The 14,951-nt window shown below is 67.1% G+C and carries 9 protein-coding genes and 2 tRNA genes; 4 read left to right on the top strand and 7 right to left on the bottom strand.

All coding sequences use genetic code 11. The annotated features are described in order from the left end of the window. Positions 1–17 precede the first annotated feature (17 nt). Both C265_RS13065 and C265_RS13060 read right to left on the bottom strand, forming a co-directional pair. Positions 18–4,874 (bottom strand): NAD-glutamate dehydrogenase, encoded by a 4,857-nt coding sequence (locus C265_RS13065; RefSeq protein WP_010813088.1) that lies wholly within the window; start codon positions 4,872–4,874, stop codon positions 18–20. A 170-nt stretch (positions 4,875–5,044) separates the two neighbouring features. After that, positions 5,045–5,599, bottom strand: a complete 555-nt coding sequence (locus C265_RS13060) for a hypothetical protein (protein ID WP_011615017.1) — start codon at positions 5,597–5,599, stop codon at positions 5,045–5,047. A gap of 394 nt (positions 5,600–5,993) precedes the next feature. Between C265_RS13060 and C265_RS13055 the strand changes: the two genes are divergently transcribed. Beyond that, entirely contained in the window at positions 5,994–7,511 is a 1,518-nt protein-coding gene (locus tag C265_RS13055; RefSeq protein ID WP_010813086.1) for an acetyl-CoA hydrolase/transferase family protein, read from the top strand. 81 nt (positions 7,512–7,592) lie between these two features. On the opposite strand, the gene C265_RS13050 is transcribed toward C265_RS13055, so the two are convergent. The 3 genes from C265_RS13050 to C265_RS13040 form a co-directional block, all read right to left on the bottom strand. Continuing rightward, positions 7,593–7,952 carry a hypothetical protein gene (locus C265_RS13050; protein ID WP_010813085.1) on the bottom strand — a complete coding sequence of 120 codons (360 nt, stop codon included), beginning with the start codon at positions 7,950–7,952 and terminating at the stop codon, positions 7,593–7,595. Between the two features lie 319 nt (positions 7,953–8,271). Then, entirely contained in the window at positions 8,272–9,249 is a 978-nt protein-coding gene (locus tag C265_RS13045; protein ID WP_010813084.1) for a tripartite tricarboxylate transporter substrate binding protein BugE, read from the bottom strand. A gap of 341 nt (positions 9,250–9,590) precedes the next feature. Continuing rightward, positions 9,591–9,666 (bottom strand) — tRNA-Lys (locus C265_RS13040). A gap of 146 nt (positions 9,667–9,812) precedes the next feature. On the opposite strand from C265_RS13040, the gene C265_RS13035 reads away from it, so the two are divergent. Then, complete coding sequence (locus C265_RS13035; protein ID WP_010813083.1) at positions 9,813–10,721, top strand: LysR family transcriptional regulator; 909 nt, start codon at positions 9,813–9,815, stop codon at positions 10,719–10,721. A 133-nt stretch (positions 10,722–10,854) separates the two neighbouring features. After that, complete coding sequence (locus C265_RS13030; RefSeq protein WP_010813082.1) at positions 10,855–12,243, top strand: 8-oxoguanine deaminase; 1,389 nt, start codon at positions 10,855–10,857, stop codon at positions 12,241–12,243. Positions 12,244–12,359: 116 nt separating this feature from the next. Here C265_RS13030 and C265_RS13025 read toward each other — a convergent pair. After that, positions 12,360–12,435 (bottom strand) — tRNA-Lys (locus C265_RS13025). Positions 12,436–12,660: 225 nt separating this feature from the next. Between C265_RS13025 and C265_RS13020 the strand changes: the two genes are divergently transcribed. Beyond that, positions 12,661–12,924 carry a DUF1488 domain-containing protein gene (locus tag C265_RS13020; RefSeq protein WP_010813081.1) on the top strand — a complete coding sequence of 88 codons (264 nt, stop codon included), beginning with the start codon at positions 12,661–12,663 and terminating at the stop codon, positions 12,922–12,924. Between the two features lie 221 nt (positions 12,925–13,145). Here C265_RS13020 and C265_RS13015 read toward each other — a convergent pair whose 3' ends face one another. After that, the gene (locus C265_RS13015) at positions 13,146–14,936 is read right to left on the bottom strand and encodes a SulP family inorganic anion transporter (protein ID WP_010813080.1); all 1,791 of its coding nucleotides are present in this window, start codon (positions 14,934–14,936) and stop codon (positions 13,146–13,148) included. Positions 14,937–14,951 lie beyond the last annotated feature (15 nt).

The raw sequence follows: 14,951 nt of genomic DNA, 5'->3' as shown, positions 1-14,951 counted from the left end.
GCCCGGGCTGGCCAGCGCTATGCGCGTTCCAGCATACCGATCTCGCGCACCGCGACCGACAGCATCGACAGCCCCGCAGCCCCCGAGGCGCGCTGGTCGGCCAGCATGCGCGTAAAGCGTTCCAGCGCGCCATGACGGCTGGAGCGCCAGGCATCGATCATGGCGTCGGGCGTATCCAGTTCACCCTCCTGTGACAGCACGCTGACGGTCAGTGCGCGCTTGAGCCGCCCCAGGTCTTCCAGCGTGGTGGTGCGTGCCAGCAGGTCCCAGTGCGTGTCCGATGGCAGCGCCAGCGCGCGCTCGCGCAGCCAGCTGAAGCTCAGGTGGCTGTCCAGCGCGAAATAAACCCCCGCCACCAGGTCCAGGCTGCGTTCGCACGCCGTGGCCACTTCGGCGATATCGAGCGCGGCGGCGGAGATCTCGCTGCCGGCCACGCGCACAGCCAGCGCTTCGTCGACCCCTGCATCCGTCAAGGCCCGGGTGCGCTCTGACAGTGCCGTCGCATCGGCCGGCGGCAGCAGCCGCGGCAGTTGCGGGGCCAGCCATTGCGCGGCCTGGGCAAAGCGCGCCAGGTCCTCGGCGGCCTTGCTGCCGCTGCGCAGATAGCGGATGAACCACAGGCACGCGCGCTCCAGCAGCAGCGCCACGGCCCCGAACATGCGCGCCTGCTCGGCATCGGCCACACGGTTGTCCAGCGCATCGATCTCCTGCCACAGGGTGGTCAGGCCGAAGACATCGCGTGCGATCAGGCAGGCGCGCACGATATCGGCCGGGCGTGCGTCGGTCTCTTCCATGATCCGGTGCACGAAGGTGGCGCCGATACGGTTGACCAGCATATTGGTCAGGTGTGTCGACAGGATCTCGCGCCGCAGCGGGTGGCGCTGCATCGCGTCGGCGTAACGCTGGCGCAGCGGCACCGGGAAATAGTCCGACAGCAGTCCGGCGACCAGCGTGTCTTCCGGCACGTCGGAGGCCAGCAGTTCGTCGTACAGCCACATCTTGCTGTAGGCAAGCAGCACGGCACGCTCGGGCGATGCCAGGCCTTCATCGGCCAGCTTGCGCTCGGCGATTTCTTCCTCCGAAGGCAGGAACTCCAGCGGCCGGTTGAGCCGTCCGGCGCGCTCCAGCCAGCGCACCAGGCGCGCCTCGCCGTCGAGCAGCGCGGGGCTGCTGCGCCCGGCCACGGACAGTGCCTGGGTCTGGTAGTAGTTGTCCTGCAGCACCAGCAGGCCGACCTCGTCGGTCATCTCGGCCAGCAGCTTGTTGCGCTGCTTCTCGGTCATTTCGCCGTCGGCAACCACCAGCCCGAGCAGGATCTTGATATTGACCTCGTGGTCCGAGCAGTCCACCCCGGCCGAGTTGTCGATGGCGTCGGTGTTGATGCGCCCGCCCTTGCGCGCGAACTCGATGCGGCCCAGCTGGGTGAAGCCGAGGTTGCCGCCTTCGCCGACCACCTTGCAGCGCAGGTCATTGCCGTTGACACGCACCGCGTCGTTGGTGCGGTCGCCGGCCTGCAGGTGGGTTTCCTGGCTGGACTTGACGTAGGTGCCGATGCCGCCGTTGTAGAGCAGGTCGACCGGCGCCATCAGGATGGCGTGGATCAGCTCGGCCGGCGACAGCGTGGCTGCCGTGACCCCCAGCACCGCCTGCACCTGCGGCGACAGCGCGATGGTCTTGGCGCTGCGCGGATAGATGCCGCCGCCGGCGGAAATCAGCGTGGCGTCGTAGTCGGCCCAGCTTGAGCGGGGCAGGCCGAACAGCCGCGTGCGTTCCTGCAGGCTCCTTGTCGTGTCCGGGTCGGGATCGAGGAAGATATGCCGGTGGTCGAAAGCCGCCACCAGCCGGATATGCGGCGACAGCAGCATGCCGTTGCCGAACACATCGCCCGACATGTCGCCGATGCCGGCCACGGTGAAGTCCGTGGTCTGGATATCGACACCCATCTCGCGGAAATGCCGCTTGACCGATTCCCACGCACCGCGCGCGGTAATGCCCATCTTCTTGTGGTCATAGCCGACCGAGCCCCCGGACGCAAAGGCATCGCCCAGCCAGAAGCCGTATTCGGCCGAGATCGCGTTGGCGAAGTCGGAGAACGTCGCGGTGCCCTTGTCGGCGGCGACCACCAGGTAGGGGTCGTTGTCGTCGTGGCGCACCACCTCGGGTGGCGGCACCAGCTGGCCGCCGACGAGGTTGTCGGTGAGGTCCAGCAGCCCGCGCAGGAAGGTCTGGTAGCAGGCGATGCCCTCCTGCAGGAACGCATCGCGGTCGGTGGGCGGGGGCGGGCGCTTGACCACGAAGCCGCCCTTGGAGCCCACCGGCACGATCACCGTGTTCTTGACCATCTGCGCCTTCATCAGGCCCAGCACTTCAGTGCGGAAGTCCTCGCGCCGGTCTGACCAGCGCAGTCCGCCGCGGGCCACGCGCCCGCCGCGCAGGTGCACGCCCTCAACGCGCGGCGAGTAGACCCAGATCTCGAACATCGGGCGCGGCTCGGGCAGGCCGGGGACCAGCGCGGGATTGAACTTGAACGACACATATGGGCGCGGCTGGCCTTCCTCGCCGCGGTGGAAATAGTTGGTGCGCACGGTGGCGTTGATCACGCCCAGGAAAAGCCGCAGGATGCGGTCCTCGTCCAGGTTGGGCACCTTGTCCAGCGCCGCGCCGATATCGGCCAGCAGCTTGTCGCAGCGCGCCTGGCGGGCGGTGTCGGTGGCGACCTCGCTGAAGGTGTCGAAGCGCGCCACGAACAGGCCGACCAGCATGGCGGCAATGGCCGCGTTGCCGGTCAGCGCGCGCTCGATATAGGCGTCGCTGAAGGTCGAGCCTACCTGGCGCAGGTAGCGGGCATAGGCGCGCAGGATGGTGACGTCGCGTGCGGCCAGCTCGGCGCGCAGCACCAGGCGGTTGAAGTCGTCGTTCTCGATCTCGCCGTGCCAGGCGCGCGCGAACGCATCCTCGAACAAGGCCTTGACGCGCGCGATGTCGAATTCCGCCGCGCCGCCGCTGTCGGCAATCTCCAGCCCGAAGTCGTGCACCCATACCGGCGCGCCGCTGTCGGGTTCGATCAGGTAGGGGCGCTCTTCATCCACGCGCACGCCCAGGTGTTCCAGCATGGGCAGGCTGTGCGACAGCGCGATCGGCTCGCCGGCACGGTACACCTTGAAGCGGAACACCCCCGGCGCGGCCTCGATCGGCCGGTACAGGTTCATCGCCATGCCGTTGCCGCGCAGCGCGTGCTCCATCAGCTCGATATCGCGCACCGCGGTGCGGGCCGGGTAGTCCTCACGGTAGCCGGCGGGGAACGAGCCGCCGTAGCGCTGCAGCAGCCGGTTGCCTTGCTCTTCGCCGTGGCTTTCATGCAGGGCTTCGGCGAGATCGTCCTGCCAGCGGCGGCTGGCGTGCACGATGCGCGCCTCCAGCTCACGCGTATCAACATGCGGCATGGTGCCGGGCTCGCCGCGCACGGTCAGCTGGATGCGCGCCAGCGGCGACTCGGACAGCAGCGGCGTGAACTCGCAGCTGGTGCCGTGGAAGGCCGCGGTCAGCAGCCTCTGGATCTTCTGGCGCAGGTCGGTGTTGTACTTGTCGCGCGGCACGAACACCAGGCACGAGACAAAGCGGTCGAAGCGGTCGCGCCGTACAAAGAGCCGGGTGCGCTGGTGTTCCTGCAGCCGCAGGATGCCGGTGGTGATGTCGAACAGTTCATCCTCGGTGGCCTGGAACAGTTCATCGCGCGGATATTGCTCAAGGATGGTCACCAGCGACTTGTAAAGGTGCCCCTTGGCCAGGAAGCCCGCGCGCGCCAGGATATTGGCGCACTTGAGCCGCACCAGCGGAATTTCCGCAATCGGCGCCGTATAGGCAGTCGAGGTGTACAGGCCGACAAAGCGCCGCTCGCCGAACAGCTGCCCCTTTTCATCGAGCAGCTTGACGCCGACATAGTCGAGATAGCCCGGGCGGTGCACGGTGGCGCGCGAATTGGCCTTGGTCAGGAAGATCGGCGAGGCCCCTTCGATGATCGCGGTGGCCGCGGCGGGCAGCAGCGTGAGATCTTCGGCATCAGGCTCGCGCAGGCTTTCGCGCAGGATGCCCGCGCCCGAGCCCGGCACGCCGCGCAGGAAGTAGCGGCCGTCCTGCGACACCAGCTGGTAGTCACGCTGGCCGAGGAAGGAGAAGTGGTCATCCATCATCCAGTCCAGGAAGGCGCGCGCCTCGACGCTCTCCGGCGCGGCCGCGTCGGGCGCCTGCGCCATGGCGGCGATGGTGGCCTGGGTGATGCCGCACATCTTCGACCAGTCTTCCACCGCCGCGCGCACGTCGACCAGCACCTGCGCAATGCCGCTGCGCAGCGCCTCCAGCCGCGCGGCCTCGCCGCTGCGGTCGATCTCGAAATGGATAAAGGATTCCAGGCGCGAGCTGTCCCCGGCCTCGCCGGCGCCGCCCGGGGCGATCCGCTCGATGCCGCCGCGAGCGTCGCGCCAGACCCGGAACACGGGATGGATGGCCGAGTGCAGCGCCAGTCCCTGCCGGTTGATCTCCATCGTCACCGAGTCGACCAGGAAGGGCATGTCGTCATTGACGATCTCGACCACGGTGTGGTCCGAGTGCCAGCCGTGCTCTTCCAGGTTGGGATTGTAGACGCGGATGCGCGCATTGCCGGGGGTGAATTTCTGTGCGGTCTGCCAGTGCGCCATCACGGCGCCGTAGAGATCGTCGACGTCGCGCTGGAGCAAGTCCTCGGCGTCGGCCTGGTCGTAGTAGTGCAGCAGGAAGGGCTCGACCACGGCGAACATCGCCGCCGGCAGCCGCTCGCGCGCGAAGCTGGCCAGTTCGTCCAGCAGGTGCGCGACCTTGTCTTCGTTCTCCTGCGGCATGATCCCTCCTCGCGGTGTCGACGGGCGGCCCGCGGCATGTGCCGGGGCATGCTCATACTTTAGGAAAAATCCGCATGCCCGGCGCAAGAAAAGTGGCGGGTATGACGATGGCGCGCGAAGAAAAGGTGGGCGGCCTCCCGCTGCTGCCCGCGGGACGGCTTGCGCGGCGCTCAGAGGCGCGTGGCGGCGAGGGTGGGGCAAGAGGTGGGGCGGTGTGCGACCGGCGGCAGGCCGGGGCAATGCGAGGGCGCGACAGCTTTTTCCTGCCGGGCGGCTTCGGTGCCCGCGCGAACCTGGCGAGTGGTGTGGTCGCTCAGCGTGGTCTTCATCCGCTCCAGCAGGGTGCCCAGCGCAGCGCGCTCTTGCGAACTGAACGCCGCCACTGACACGCTGTGCAGCGCGCTGAGGGCCTGCGCGGTGCGCTGCAGCCGGTTGGCTGCGCTTTCTGCAATGCGGGGCGCCTGAGTGCCGGCGTACTCGATCCAGCCGTCGCGCCGCAGTTCATCCAGCATCGTCTCGGAACGCTCGACATCGATCGGCATCGGGCCTGTCAATGGCGAGCCGCGCACGAAGGCATCCTGGCGGATGGCCCGCAGCAGCAGCCACTGGGAGTAGTTCAGGCCAGAGGCGCATAGCGTCTGTTCCAACGCACCTTGCCAGGCGGTTACGGCATCAACCAGGGCAAGGACAACCGGCTCGCTGGGTTCGAGGGGTCTTGGCTGCATGAATGGCGTCTCCTGTTTTGGTTTGCCGCCACTGCGATGCGCTGGCATCCGTCGCGCGGGTACCAGGGGCCGGAGCATGGCCGGCCCGGGCGGCACGGGCGCCGCAGCCTCTCTGGCGGGGCACGGTCGACCGATGGGCCAGACACTACCAGAATCTTTTGCCGGAATTGTGACAGGTCGGGAATGCCCTGTGGCACCACAGGGACATAGTATCCCGCACGACCCCTGGCATGGCTTGAGCTATGAATGAAGCGACTGGGAGCCATGACTTTAAATCACAGCCAGAATGTATGCGGCTGGCTACACTGCCTGCCGGAGACCCCGCCAACGAGCCTTCAGGCCAGCAGGGGCGCGCGGCGCGGGCACGGGCCCGGCCGCCAGACCGGAGATAAGGATGTACAAGGAACGCATTCGCCTGGCCAGGCTGCACGACAAGGTAGTCTCGGCCGACGAAGCCGCCGCGCTGATCCGCGATGGCATGACGGTAGGCATGAGCGGTTTCACGCGCGCGGGCGACTGCAAGGAAGTCCCGTTTGCGCTGGCGCGGCGCGCGGCCACCGAGCCGCTGCGCATCACCCTGATGACCGGCGCGTCGCTGGGAAACGACATCGATCGGGTACTGGCCGAGGCGGGCGTGATTGCGCGCCGCCTGCCGTTCCAGTCCGACGCGACGCTGCGCCGCAAGATCAACGCAGGCGAAGTGATGTTCATCGACCAGCACCTGTCCGAGACCGTGGAGCAACTGCGTTCCGGCCAGATCGCACCGGTGGACGTTGCCGTGGTGGAAGCGGTGGCGATCACCGAGCAGGGCGGCATCATCCCCAGCACCTCGGTCGGCAACTCGGCCAGCTTCGCCATACTGGCGCGCAAGGTGATCGTCGAGATCAACCTGAACATGCCGCTGGAGCTGGAAGGGCTGCACGACATCTACTTCCCGGTGCGGCGCCCGTACCGCCAGCCGATCCCGCTGATTGCGCCCGAGCAGCGCATTGGCCTGCCGTATATCCCCATCGATCCCGAGAAGATCGCGGCCATCGTCATCACCGCCAAGGACGATAGCCCGTCCAACGCGCTGCCGCCGGATGCCGATACCCGCAATATCGCCGGCCATCTCAACGATTTCCTGCTGCGCGAAGTCCGCGCCGGCAGGCTCTCGCCCGCGCTGCAGCCGCTGCAGGCGGGCATTGGCACCATTGCCAACGCGGTGTTGCACGGCATGGTCGATTCACCGTTCCGCGACTTGCAGATGTATTCCGAGGTGCTGCAGGACAGCACCATCGAACTTCTGGATGCGGGGCGCCTGGCGTTTGCCTCGGCCTCTTCGGTGACGCTGACGCGCGAGGTGTACCAGCGCTTCCTGTCCAACCTGGACCGCTATCGCTCGCGCCTGCTGCTGCGTCCGCAGGAGATCAGCAACCATCCTGAGATCCTGCGCCGGCTCGGGCTGATTACCATCAACACGGCGCTCGAGTGCGACATTTACGGCAACGTCAACTCCACGCATGTGGGGGGCACGCACATGATGAACGGCATCGGTGGCTCCGGCGATTTTGCGCGCAATGCGCACCTGTCGGTATTCGTGACCAAGTCGGTGGCCAAGGACGGCGATGCCTCCAGCATCGTGCCGATGGTGGCGCACGTGGACCATACCGAGCACGACGTCGACATCATCGTCACCGAGCACGGCCTGGCCGACCTGCGCGGCCTGGCGCCGCGCGAACGCGCGCGCACGGTCATCGACAACTGTGCCGACCCGCAATACCGCGAGCTGCTGGGCGACTACTTCCGGCGCGCCAGCACCCATGGCGGCCAGACCCCGCACCTGCTGGAAGAGGCGCTGTCCTGGCATGTCGGCTTCCGCGACCGCGGCACCATGCTGCCCGCGCAGCCGGCCCAGGCGATGGCAGCCTGAGCGCGGCTTCCGCCAGAAAGCAAAACAGCCCGCGCAAGCGGGCTGTTTGCCTTGGTGCCGCCGGTTGGCGGCGGGGCAGGCTTACTGCGCCTTGCCGCCCTGGCTGGCAGGCGCCTTGGCGCCGTCGGTGTACGGATCAGCCTTGCCGGCCTTGGCGCCGTCGGTGTACGGATCGAACTTGCCGGCCTTGGCGCCATCCGTGTTCGGGTCGAACTTCTTGCCCGAGTTGGTCAGGTCCGACTTGGTCGATTGCTTGGCGCCATCGGTGTACGGGTCGAACTTGCCGGATTTGGCGGGGTTCTGGTTCGGGCTGGCCTTCTTGGTGTGGCTGCCACCGTAGAGATCGCCGCCTTCGGTGTAGTTCTTCTGCGCATAGACCTGCGTCGCGCCCAGCGCGGCCAGTGCTGCAACGATCAGGGTCGAAACGGTCTTCTTCAGCATCTTGCTTATCCTCGCGATTGACGGTCGCGCAGCGCCTGCGCGAATCCGGTTTTGGGGCCGAGCCTGGCCGGTGGCGGCTGGGCACATGTGGCGGAACACCCGGTTAATGTACCGAGTCAGCGCTTGTCCGCAAAGTGAAAGTTTCTTCTACAAGTATTGAATACCGATGGCGTTGCCTGCGTACTGCGCCGGATCAAATGCAACGATTCTGGGGCAGATGTGGGTGACTGATGGCACATTTTCAACTGGCAGCCATAAAAAAACCGGCTGCCAGGTGGCAGCCGGTCATGACCCCTCGCGGGACGGTTTCGCCGTCCGGTTATTCCAGTGTGATGTTCTGGTCGCGTGCGATCTTCTTGCGCAGGTCCAGCTCGCGCTTGATCTGGGCGGCGTACTGCGCCGGGGTGTTGCCGTCGGTGTAGGCACCGCTGTCGGCCAGGCGGCGCTTGACGTTGGGGTCCTGCAGCGCCTTGACCGCGGCATCATGCACGCGCGTGATAATTGCCGCCGGCGTGCCGGCCGGGGCCACCAGGCCGTACCAGGCCATGTTGTTCATGTCCTTCATGCCGGCTTCGGCAAAGGTCGGCACGTCTGGCAGGCCCTCGACCCGCTTGGGCGCCGCCACTGCCAGCGCGCGCAGCTTGCCGGCCTGGATATGCGGCATCGACGACGGCAGGTTGTCGAACTGCGCGTTGACCTGGCCGGCCAGCGTGTCGTTCAGCGCAGGGCCCGATCCGCGGTAGGGGATATGGACCATGTCGGTCTTGGTGATGTCCTTGAACAGCTCGCCGTCCAGATGCGAGATGCTGCCCTTGCCGGCCGAGGCGTAGCTGTACTTGCCGGGGCTGGCCTGCAGCATCGCGACGAACTCCTTCAGGGTCTTGGCCGGCACCTTCGGGTTGACCGTCAGCACGTTCGGCACGTTGACCAGGTTGGTGATCGGCGCGAAGTCCTTGAGCGGGTCGTACGGGTTCTTGGGGTTGGTGGCGGGGTTGGTCGCCATCGTGCTGACGGTGGCGATGCCCAGCGTGTAGCCGTCCGGGGCGGACTTGGCGAGCGCGTCGGCGCCGATCGCGCCGCCGCCGCCGCCGCGGTTTTCCACCACCACCGGCTGGCCCAGCTCGCGGCCAAGGCCGTCGGAGACCGCGCGCGCAACGATGTCGGTGGTGCCGCCGGCCGCGAACGGAACGATCAGGCGGATCGGCTTGTTGGGGTAGGACTGGGCTTGGGCCAGGCCGTGGGCCAGGCCAAGGGCCGCGATGCAGGCGGCTGCGCCGGCGCTGATAACTGCTTTCAAGGAGTGCCTCCGTTCTTCTTTCACTGATTCGCCAGGCGGGCTGCAGGCGTTTCTTCGGACCCAGACCTTTCGTCTGCGCCCCGCGCTGTCACGGTTCCCCGCGCTGGCATGACCGGGCCGTGCCGGGATGCGGCGACGGCCGGCACCTTGCGATAGTTCCGCGATACGGAACTATGTTCCACAATGTGCGCGGATGCGATTCAACCGGGAAAGCGGGCGCAGGGGAATTGGTGAGAACCCGCGTATCAAGAAACCGGCAGCCATGCCGACCGCGCGCGCAAAGCAGCGCGGCGGAAATGAAAAAAGCCGGAAGCAAGGCTTCCGGCTTTTCCTGAATTCGCTGGTGGGGCGTGAGTGACTCGAACACTCGACCTACGGATTAAGAGTCCGCTGCTCTACCAACTGAGCTAACGCCCCAACGAAGAAAAAGATTTTAGCAAGGTATCTGATAAGACGCAATAGCCTTCGCGCAATTTTTGCGAGCCAGGCTGCACTGGCCGCTACAATGCCAGCCACCGCGCGCGTCCCGCGCGGTGGTTACTATCCAACTGCTTGCCCAGTCCATGCACGCCAGAGTCCTGCGCTATCTCGACGAGGTCGTCCGCCGCGGTTCGATCCGCAAGGCGGCCGAGCACCTGCATGTGGCGCCGACCGCGGTCAACCGCCAGATCCTGGACCTGGAGGCGGAACTGGGCGCGCCGCTGTTCGAGCGCATCAGCAAGCGGCTGCGGCTGACGCCGCTGGGCGAGATGGTGCTGGCCCACGTGCGCCAGACGCTGCGCGAGCACGACGCGCTGCGCGAGCGCATCGAGGACTTCAAGGGCGCGCGCCGCGGCGAGGTCACCGTGGCGGTCACGGCCGGCCTGGCGGGCTCGCTGATGCCGTCGCTGGTGCATGACTTCCGCCAGCGCTACCCGGGCATCGTGGTGCGCGTCGCCGACCTGCCGGTGGCCGATATCACCACGGCGGTGGGGCAGGGCGACGCCGACCTGGGCCTTGGCTATGACCTGCCTGAGCTGCCCGCCTTCCGCGCGCTGGCCACCAGCGACTGGCAGATCGGCGCGGTGGTGCCGCCGGGCCATGTGCTGGCGGCCCGGCAATCGGCGCTGCTGAGCGAATGCGTCGGCTATCCGCTGATCCTGCCGGCGCCCTCGCTGTCGATCCGCGCCATCCTGGATGCGGCCTTTGCCCGCAATGCGATCGAGGTCTCGCCGGTGGCGGAGTCCACCTCGACCGCGCTGATCCGGCAACTGGTGATGCTGGGCACCGGCATCGCGCTGCTGAACCCGCTCGATGTGATGGAAGAGCGCGCCCGCCAGGCGCTGGTCTACGTGCCACTGCGCGACCGCCACCTGCAGGGCCAGACGCTGACGCTGGTGGCGCGCGCTCGCGGCCCGCTCAGCGCCGCTGCCGAGCTGATGGCCGAGCGCATCGGCGATGCGCTGGCGGTCTTGTTCGCGCAGGCGCGCTGAGCAACAGGGTGTCGCAGGTGTCCACTTTTTGTGGACAGGATGATCGGAATTCTGCGCTTGGGGGATTGCACTTCGCCGCCGTAGACTGGCTGCCATCCAGTCCCCCAATTCGTTTTGCAGAAGGAATTCCGCCATGACCCTGATTGCCCTGAGCGCCGACGTGCTGGTCACCATGGATGCGCGGCGCCGCGAGATCCGCGATGGCGCCCTGGTTGCCGAAGGCCCCGCCGTGCAGTGGGTCGGTCCGACCTCGGAACTGCCGCCGCAGTACCGGCGCATGGTCGACGACGGCAGCGCGCAGGTGCTCGACATGCGCGGTCGCGTGGTCACGCCCGGTCTGGTCAACACCCACCACCACATGTACCAGAGCCTGACGCGCGCGGTGCCAGCCGCGCAGGACGCCGAGCTGTTCTCGTGGCTGACCAACCTGTACATGCTGTGGTCGCACCTGACGCCGGAAATGATCGCGGTGTCGACCAAGACCGCGATGGCCGAGCTGATGCTGTCGGGCTGCACCACCACCAGCGACCACCTCTATTTGTTCCCGAACGGCTCGCGCCTGGATGACTCGATTGCCGCGGCGCAGGAGATGGGCATGCGCTTCCACGCCGCGCGCGGCTCGATGAGCGTGGGCCGCAGCAAGGGCGGCCTGCCGCCGGACGTGGTGGTGGAAGAGGAGGCCGCCATCCTGCGCGACAGCCAGCGGCTGGTGGAGCAGTACCACGACAGTGCGCGCCACGCGATGCTGCGCGTGGTGCTGGCGCCGTGCTCGCCGTTTTCGGTGTCACGCGACCTGATGCGCGAGTCGGCCAATATGGCGCGGCACTATGGCGTGTCGCTGCACACGCACCTGGCCGAGAACGACAACGACATTGCCTACTCGCGTGAGAAATTCGGCCTGACGCCGGCCCAGTATGCCGAGGACCTGGGCTGGGTCGGACACGATGTGTGGCATGCGCACTGCGTCAAGCTGGACGACGAGGGCATCGCACTGTTTGCCCGCACCGGGACCGGCGTGGCGCATTGCCCGTGCTCGAACATGCGGCTGGCATCCGGCATTGCACCGGTGCGCGCCATGCGCGATGCCGGCGTGCCGGTGGGCCTGGGCGTGGACGGCAGCGCGTCGAACGACGGCGCGCATATGCTGGGCGAGGCGCGCCAGGCCATGCTGCTGCAGCGCGTTGGCTACGGGCCGGCCGCCATGAGCGCGCGCGAGGCGCTGGAGATTGCCACGCTGGGTGGCGCGCGCGTGCTCAACCGCGACGATATCGGTGCGCTGGCGCCGGGCATGTCGGCGGATTTTGTCGCCTTCGACATGTCGCAGGTCGGCTTTGCCGGCGCCGGCCATGACCCGGTGGCGGCGCTGGTGTTCTGCACGCCGGCCAATGTCGCGGCGAGCGTGATCAACGGCAGGGAAGTGGTGCGCGACGGTGCACTGCTGACGGCCGACCTGCCCAACGTGCTGCTGCGCCATCGCGCGCTGGCGCGCACGCTGTTCGAGCGCGCCAGCCAGGGCGCCTGATGCACGGGGCCGCTGTGGCGTGGGCACGTGCCTGCGCCGCGGCGGATTAGCCAATCAGGCAAGCGCACAAAGCAAAAGGCCGGAAGCATTGCTGCTTCCGGCCTTTCTGTATTCGGTGGTGGGGCGTGAGTGACTCGAACACTCGACCTACGGATTAAGAGTCCGCTGCTCTACCAACTGAGCTAACGCCCCAACGAAGACCGAGATTCTAGCATGATTTTCGGCGCTGTCAAATGTTTGACGCACTTGCCGGAACAACCCCGTCATTGTGACCGGGAGCCACACATACGCGCGGATGGAACTCGAAGGCGGCCGTGATGGTCTTCGCAATGAGCGCATTCGCATGGGCTCTATCCATACGATTTTGCCGGAGCCATGTTAGGATGTTTCTCCACTTGCATATGGAGGGCTGCACCGATGGAAATCAAATTCCAAGAGCAAGAGCGCTACGACATCAATAATGAAGGCTTGTTGTTCCAGGCACTTGTCAATGGCGAGAAGGTGACTTGCGTGGTGACACGCGAAGCACTGTGGGAAGGCTTCAGTGCCGACCAGGTCCTGTCGCTGGAAGAGGCATTCCGTGCCGGCCGCGAAACCATCGAACGCGCCGCCGTGGTGCTGATCGAGCAGGGCGCGCCCCAGCCAATCGTCGTCAAGCGCGCCCACGTGGCGCCGATCTGATGCGGATGGATGCCCCGGCCAGGCTCCGGCATGCCGCGGGCGCCTATCTGTTATCAGGTTCCCAGACGTAGGGCCGTCCGGCCTTGCGTGCCAAGCCGGCAACGCCGGCACAGGCAGATCCCCGCTTTTCCCGTTTCAGTTTCCAGGTTTTTCCTGCAGCCGTACTGTTGCTGAACGCTGGTGCGCGGCCGCCGCTCATGCCGACGCGCCGGCGCTTCAGTTCATTGTGCTGCCGGGGTCGCGGCGCCTGGTCGTGATGCGCATTCTTCAAAGATCCGCACCGTGCATTGCGCGCAGATTTCCGGCGAGAGCTGGCCGACGATCGTGTGCAGCGCCTGCCGCTTCGTCGGGAAGATATGGTCGGCTCCGAGCTTGTCGGTAAAGCCGGTCTGCGCCCAGGTCTGCAAGACCTGCGTGCGCGGGCGGTGGAAGTACAGATCGCCGCCCAGCGCGCGCCGTTCGGCGAGCTCGTTTTCCCACATCTCGGCACCGGCCAGGTCGATGAAGTTCATGCTCTTGGTCATCGCCAGCAGGTGCGTCTGGCCGGCGTTGACCGTGCGCAGCCAGTGCAGGCGATCCGTCACGTACTGCACCGCGCCGAAGTAGATCGCGCCTTCCATGCGCAGCAGCTTCAGTTGCGGGCATTCCGGCTGCGGGCGGCGCAGCTCGTCCAGCGGCGTGAAGCGCCGGCCGGGATCGTCGGCATCGGGCACCAGGCTGCGCACGGCCGGCCGCGAGGTGCGGTACAGGTAGGCCACCAGCGACAGCACGGTGCCGAGCAGCACCGCCATCTCCAGCCGGATCACCAGCGTGGCGGCGAAGGTGCCGATGGCGATGGCAAATTCCGTGCGGCTGAGCGTGAAGATGCGGCGCAGCCGCGCGGTGTCGAGCAGGCCCCACGCCACCAGCAGCAACATCGCGGCGATCGCCGCCATCGGGATCTGTGCCAGCAGCGGGGCGCTGACGGCCACCAGCGCCACCAGCCACAGCGCCGAGAACACGCTGGCCAGTGGCGTGCGCGCGCCGGCTTCGAAATTGGGTACCGAGCGGTTGAGCGAGCCGCACGAGATATAGCCCGAGAAGAAGCCGCCCGCGATATTGGACAGGCCCTGGCCGATGAACTCGCGGTTGGCGTCGATATGCTGGCCCGAGCGCAGCGCCACCGCCTTGGCGATCGAGATCGACTGGCCCAGCGCGACGATGGTCAGCGCCGAGGCGATGCCCAGCAGGTCTGGCAGCTTGCGCCAGTCCACATCGGGAAGGTGGAAGCGCGGCAGCGCCGACGGGATCGGCCCGACCACGTTGACATGGTGGGCGCCGCCCGCGCCGGACTGGTTCAGCAGCAGCGCCACGCCGTAGCCGGCCAGCAGCCCCAGCAGCATGAACGGCAGCCGCCGCCACAGCCGCTTGCACAGCAGCGTCACCACCAGCGTGACCGCGCCTACGGCGGCCGCGCCCCAGTTGATGGCGTCGATGTTCTCGAACAGGTGGCGCAGCACGCCGAATGCACTGGTGCCGGTTGGCACCGCCAGCCCGAACAGGTCCTTGAGCGCATACAGGCCGATCAGCGTCGCGGCGCCGCAGGTGAAACCGAGCAGCACCGACGGCGAAATAAAGTTGGCCAGCGTGCCCAGCCGCAACGTGCCCACGGCGAGCTGCATCACGCCCACCACGATGGTGACCGCCAGCGCCAGCCCGATATAGGCCGGGCTGCCGGCAAACGCAAGCGGGCTCAGCATCGCGAACAATGCCAGCGAATTGGCGTTGGTCGGCCCCGACATCACGTGCCAGCTCGAACCGAACAGCGCCGCCACGATGCACGGCACCACCGCGCTGTAGATGCCATATTGCGGCGGCAGGCCCGCCAGCGTGGCGAAGGCCACGCCCTGCGGCAGCACCAGCACGGCGCCGAGCAGGCCGGCCACCAGGTCGGCGCGCAGCGTGTTTTTGTCGACGCGCTGGCTCCATGGGAACAGGCGCGGCAGAAGTGATCCGGGATGGGACGCGGGCATCGGTAATGAAGGGGC

Source organism: Cupriavidus sp. GA3-3 (genome assembly GCF_000389805.1).
GTDB lineage: Bacteria > Pseudomonadota > Gammaproteobacteria > Burkholderiales > Burkholderiaceae > Cupriavidus > Cupriavidus necator_D.
The sequence above is the reverse complement of the archived record's forward strand: the minus strand, read 5'-3'. Positions and strand labels throughout refer to the sequence as shown.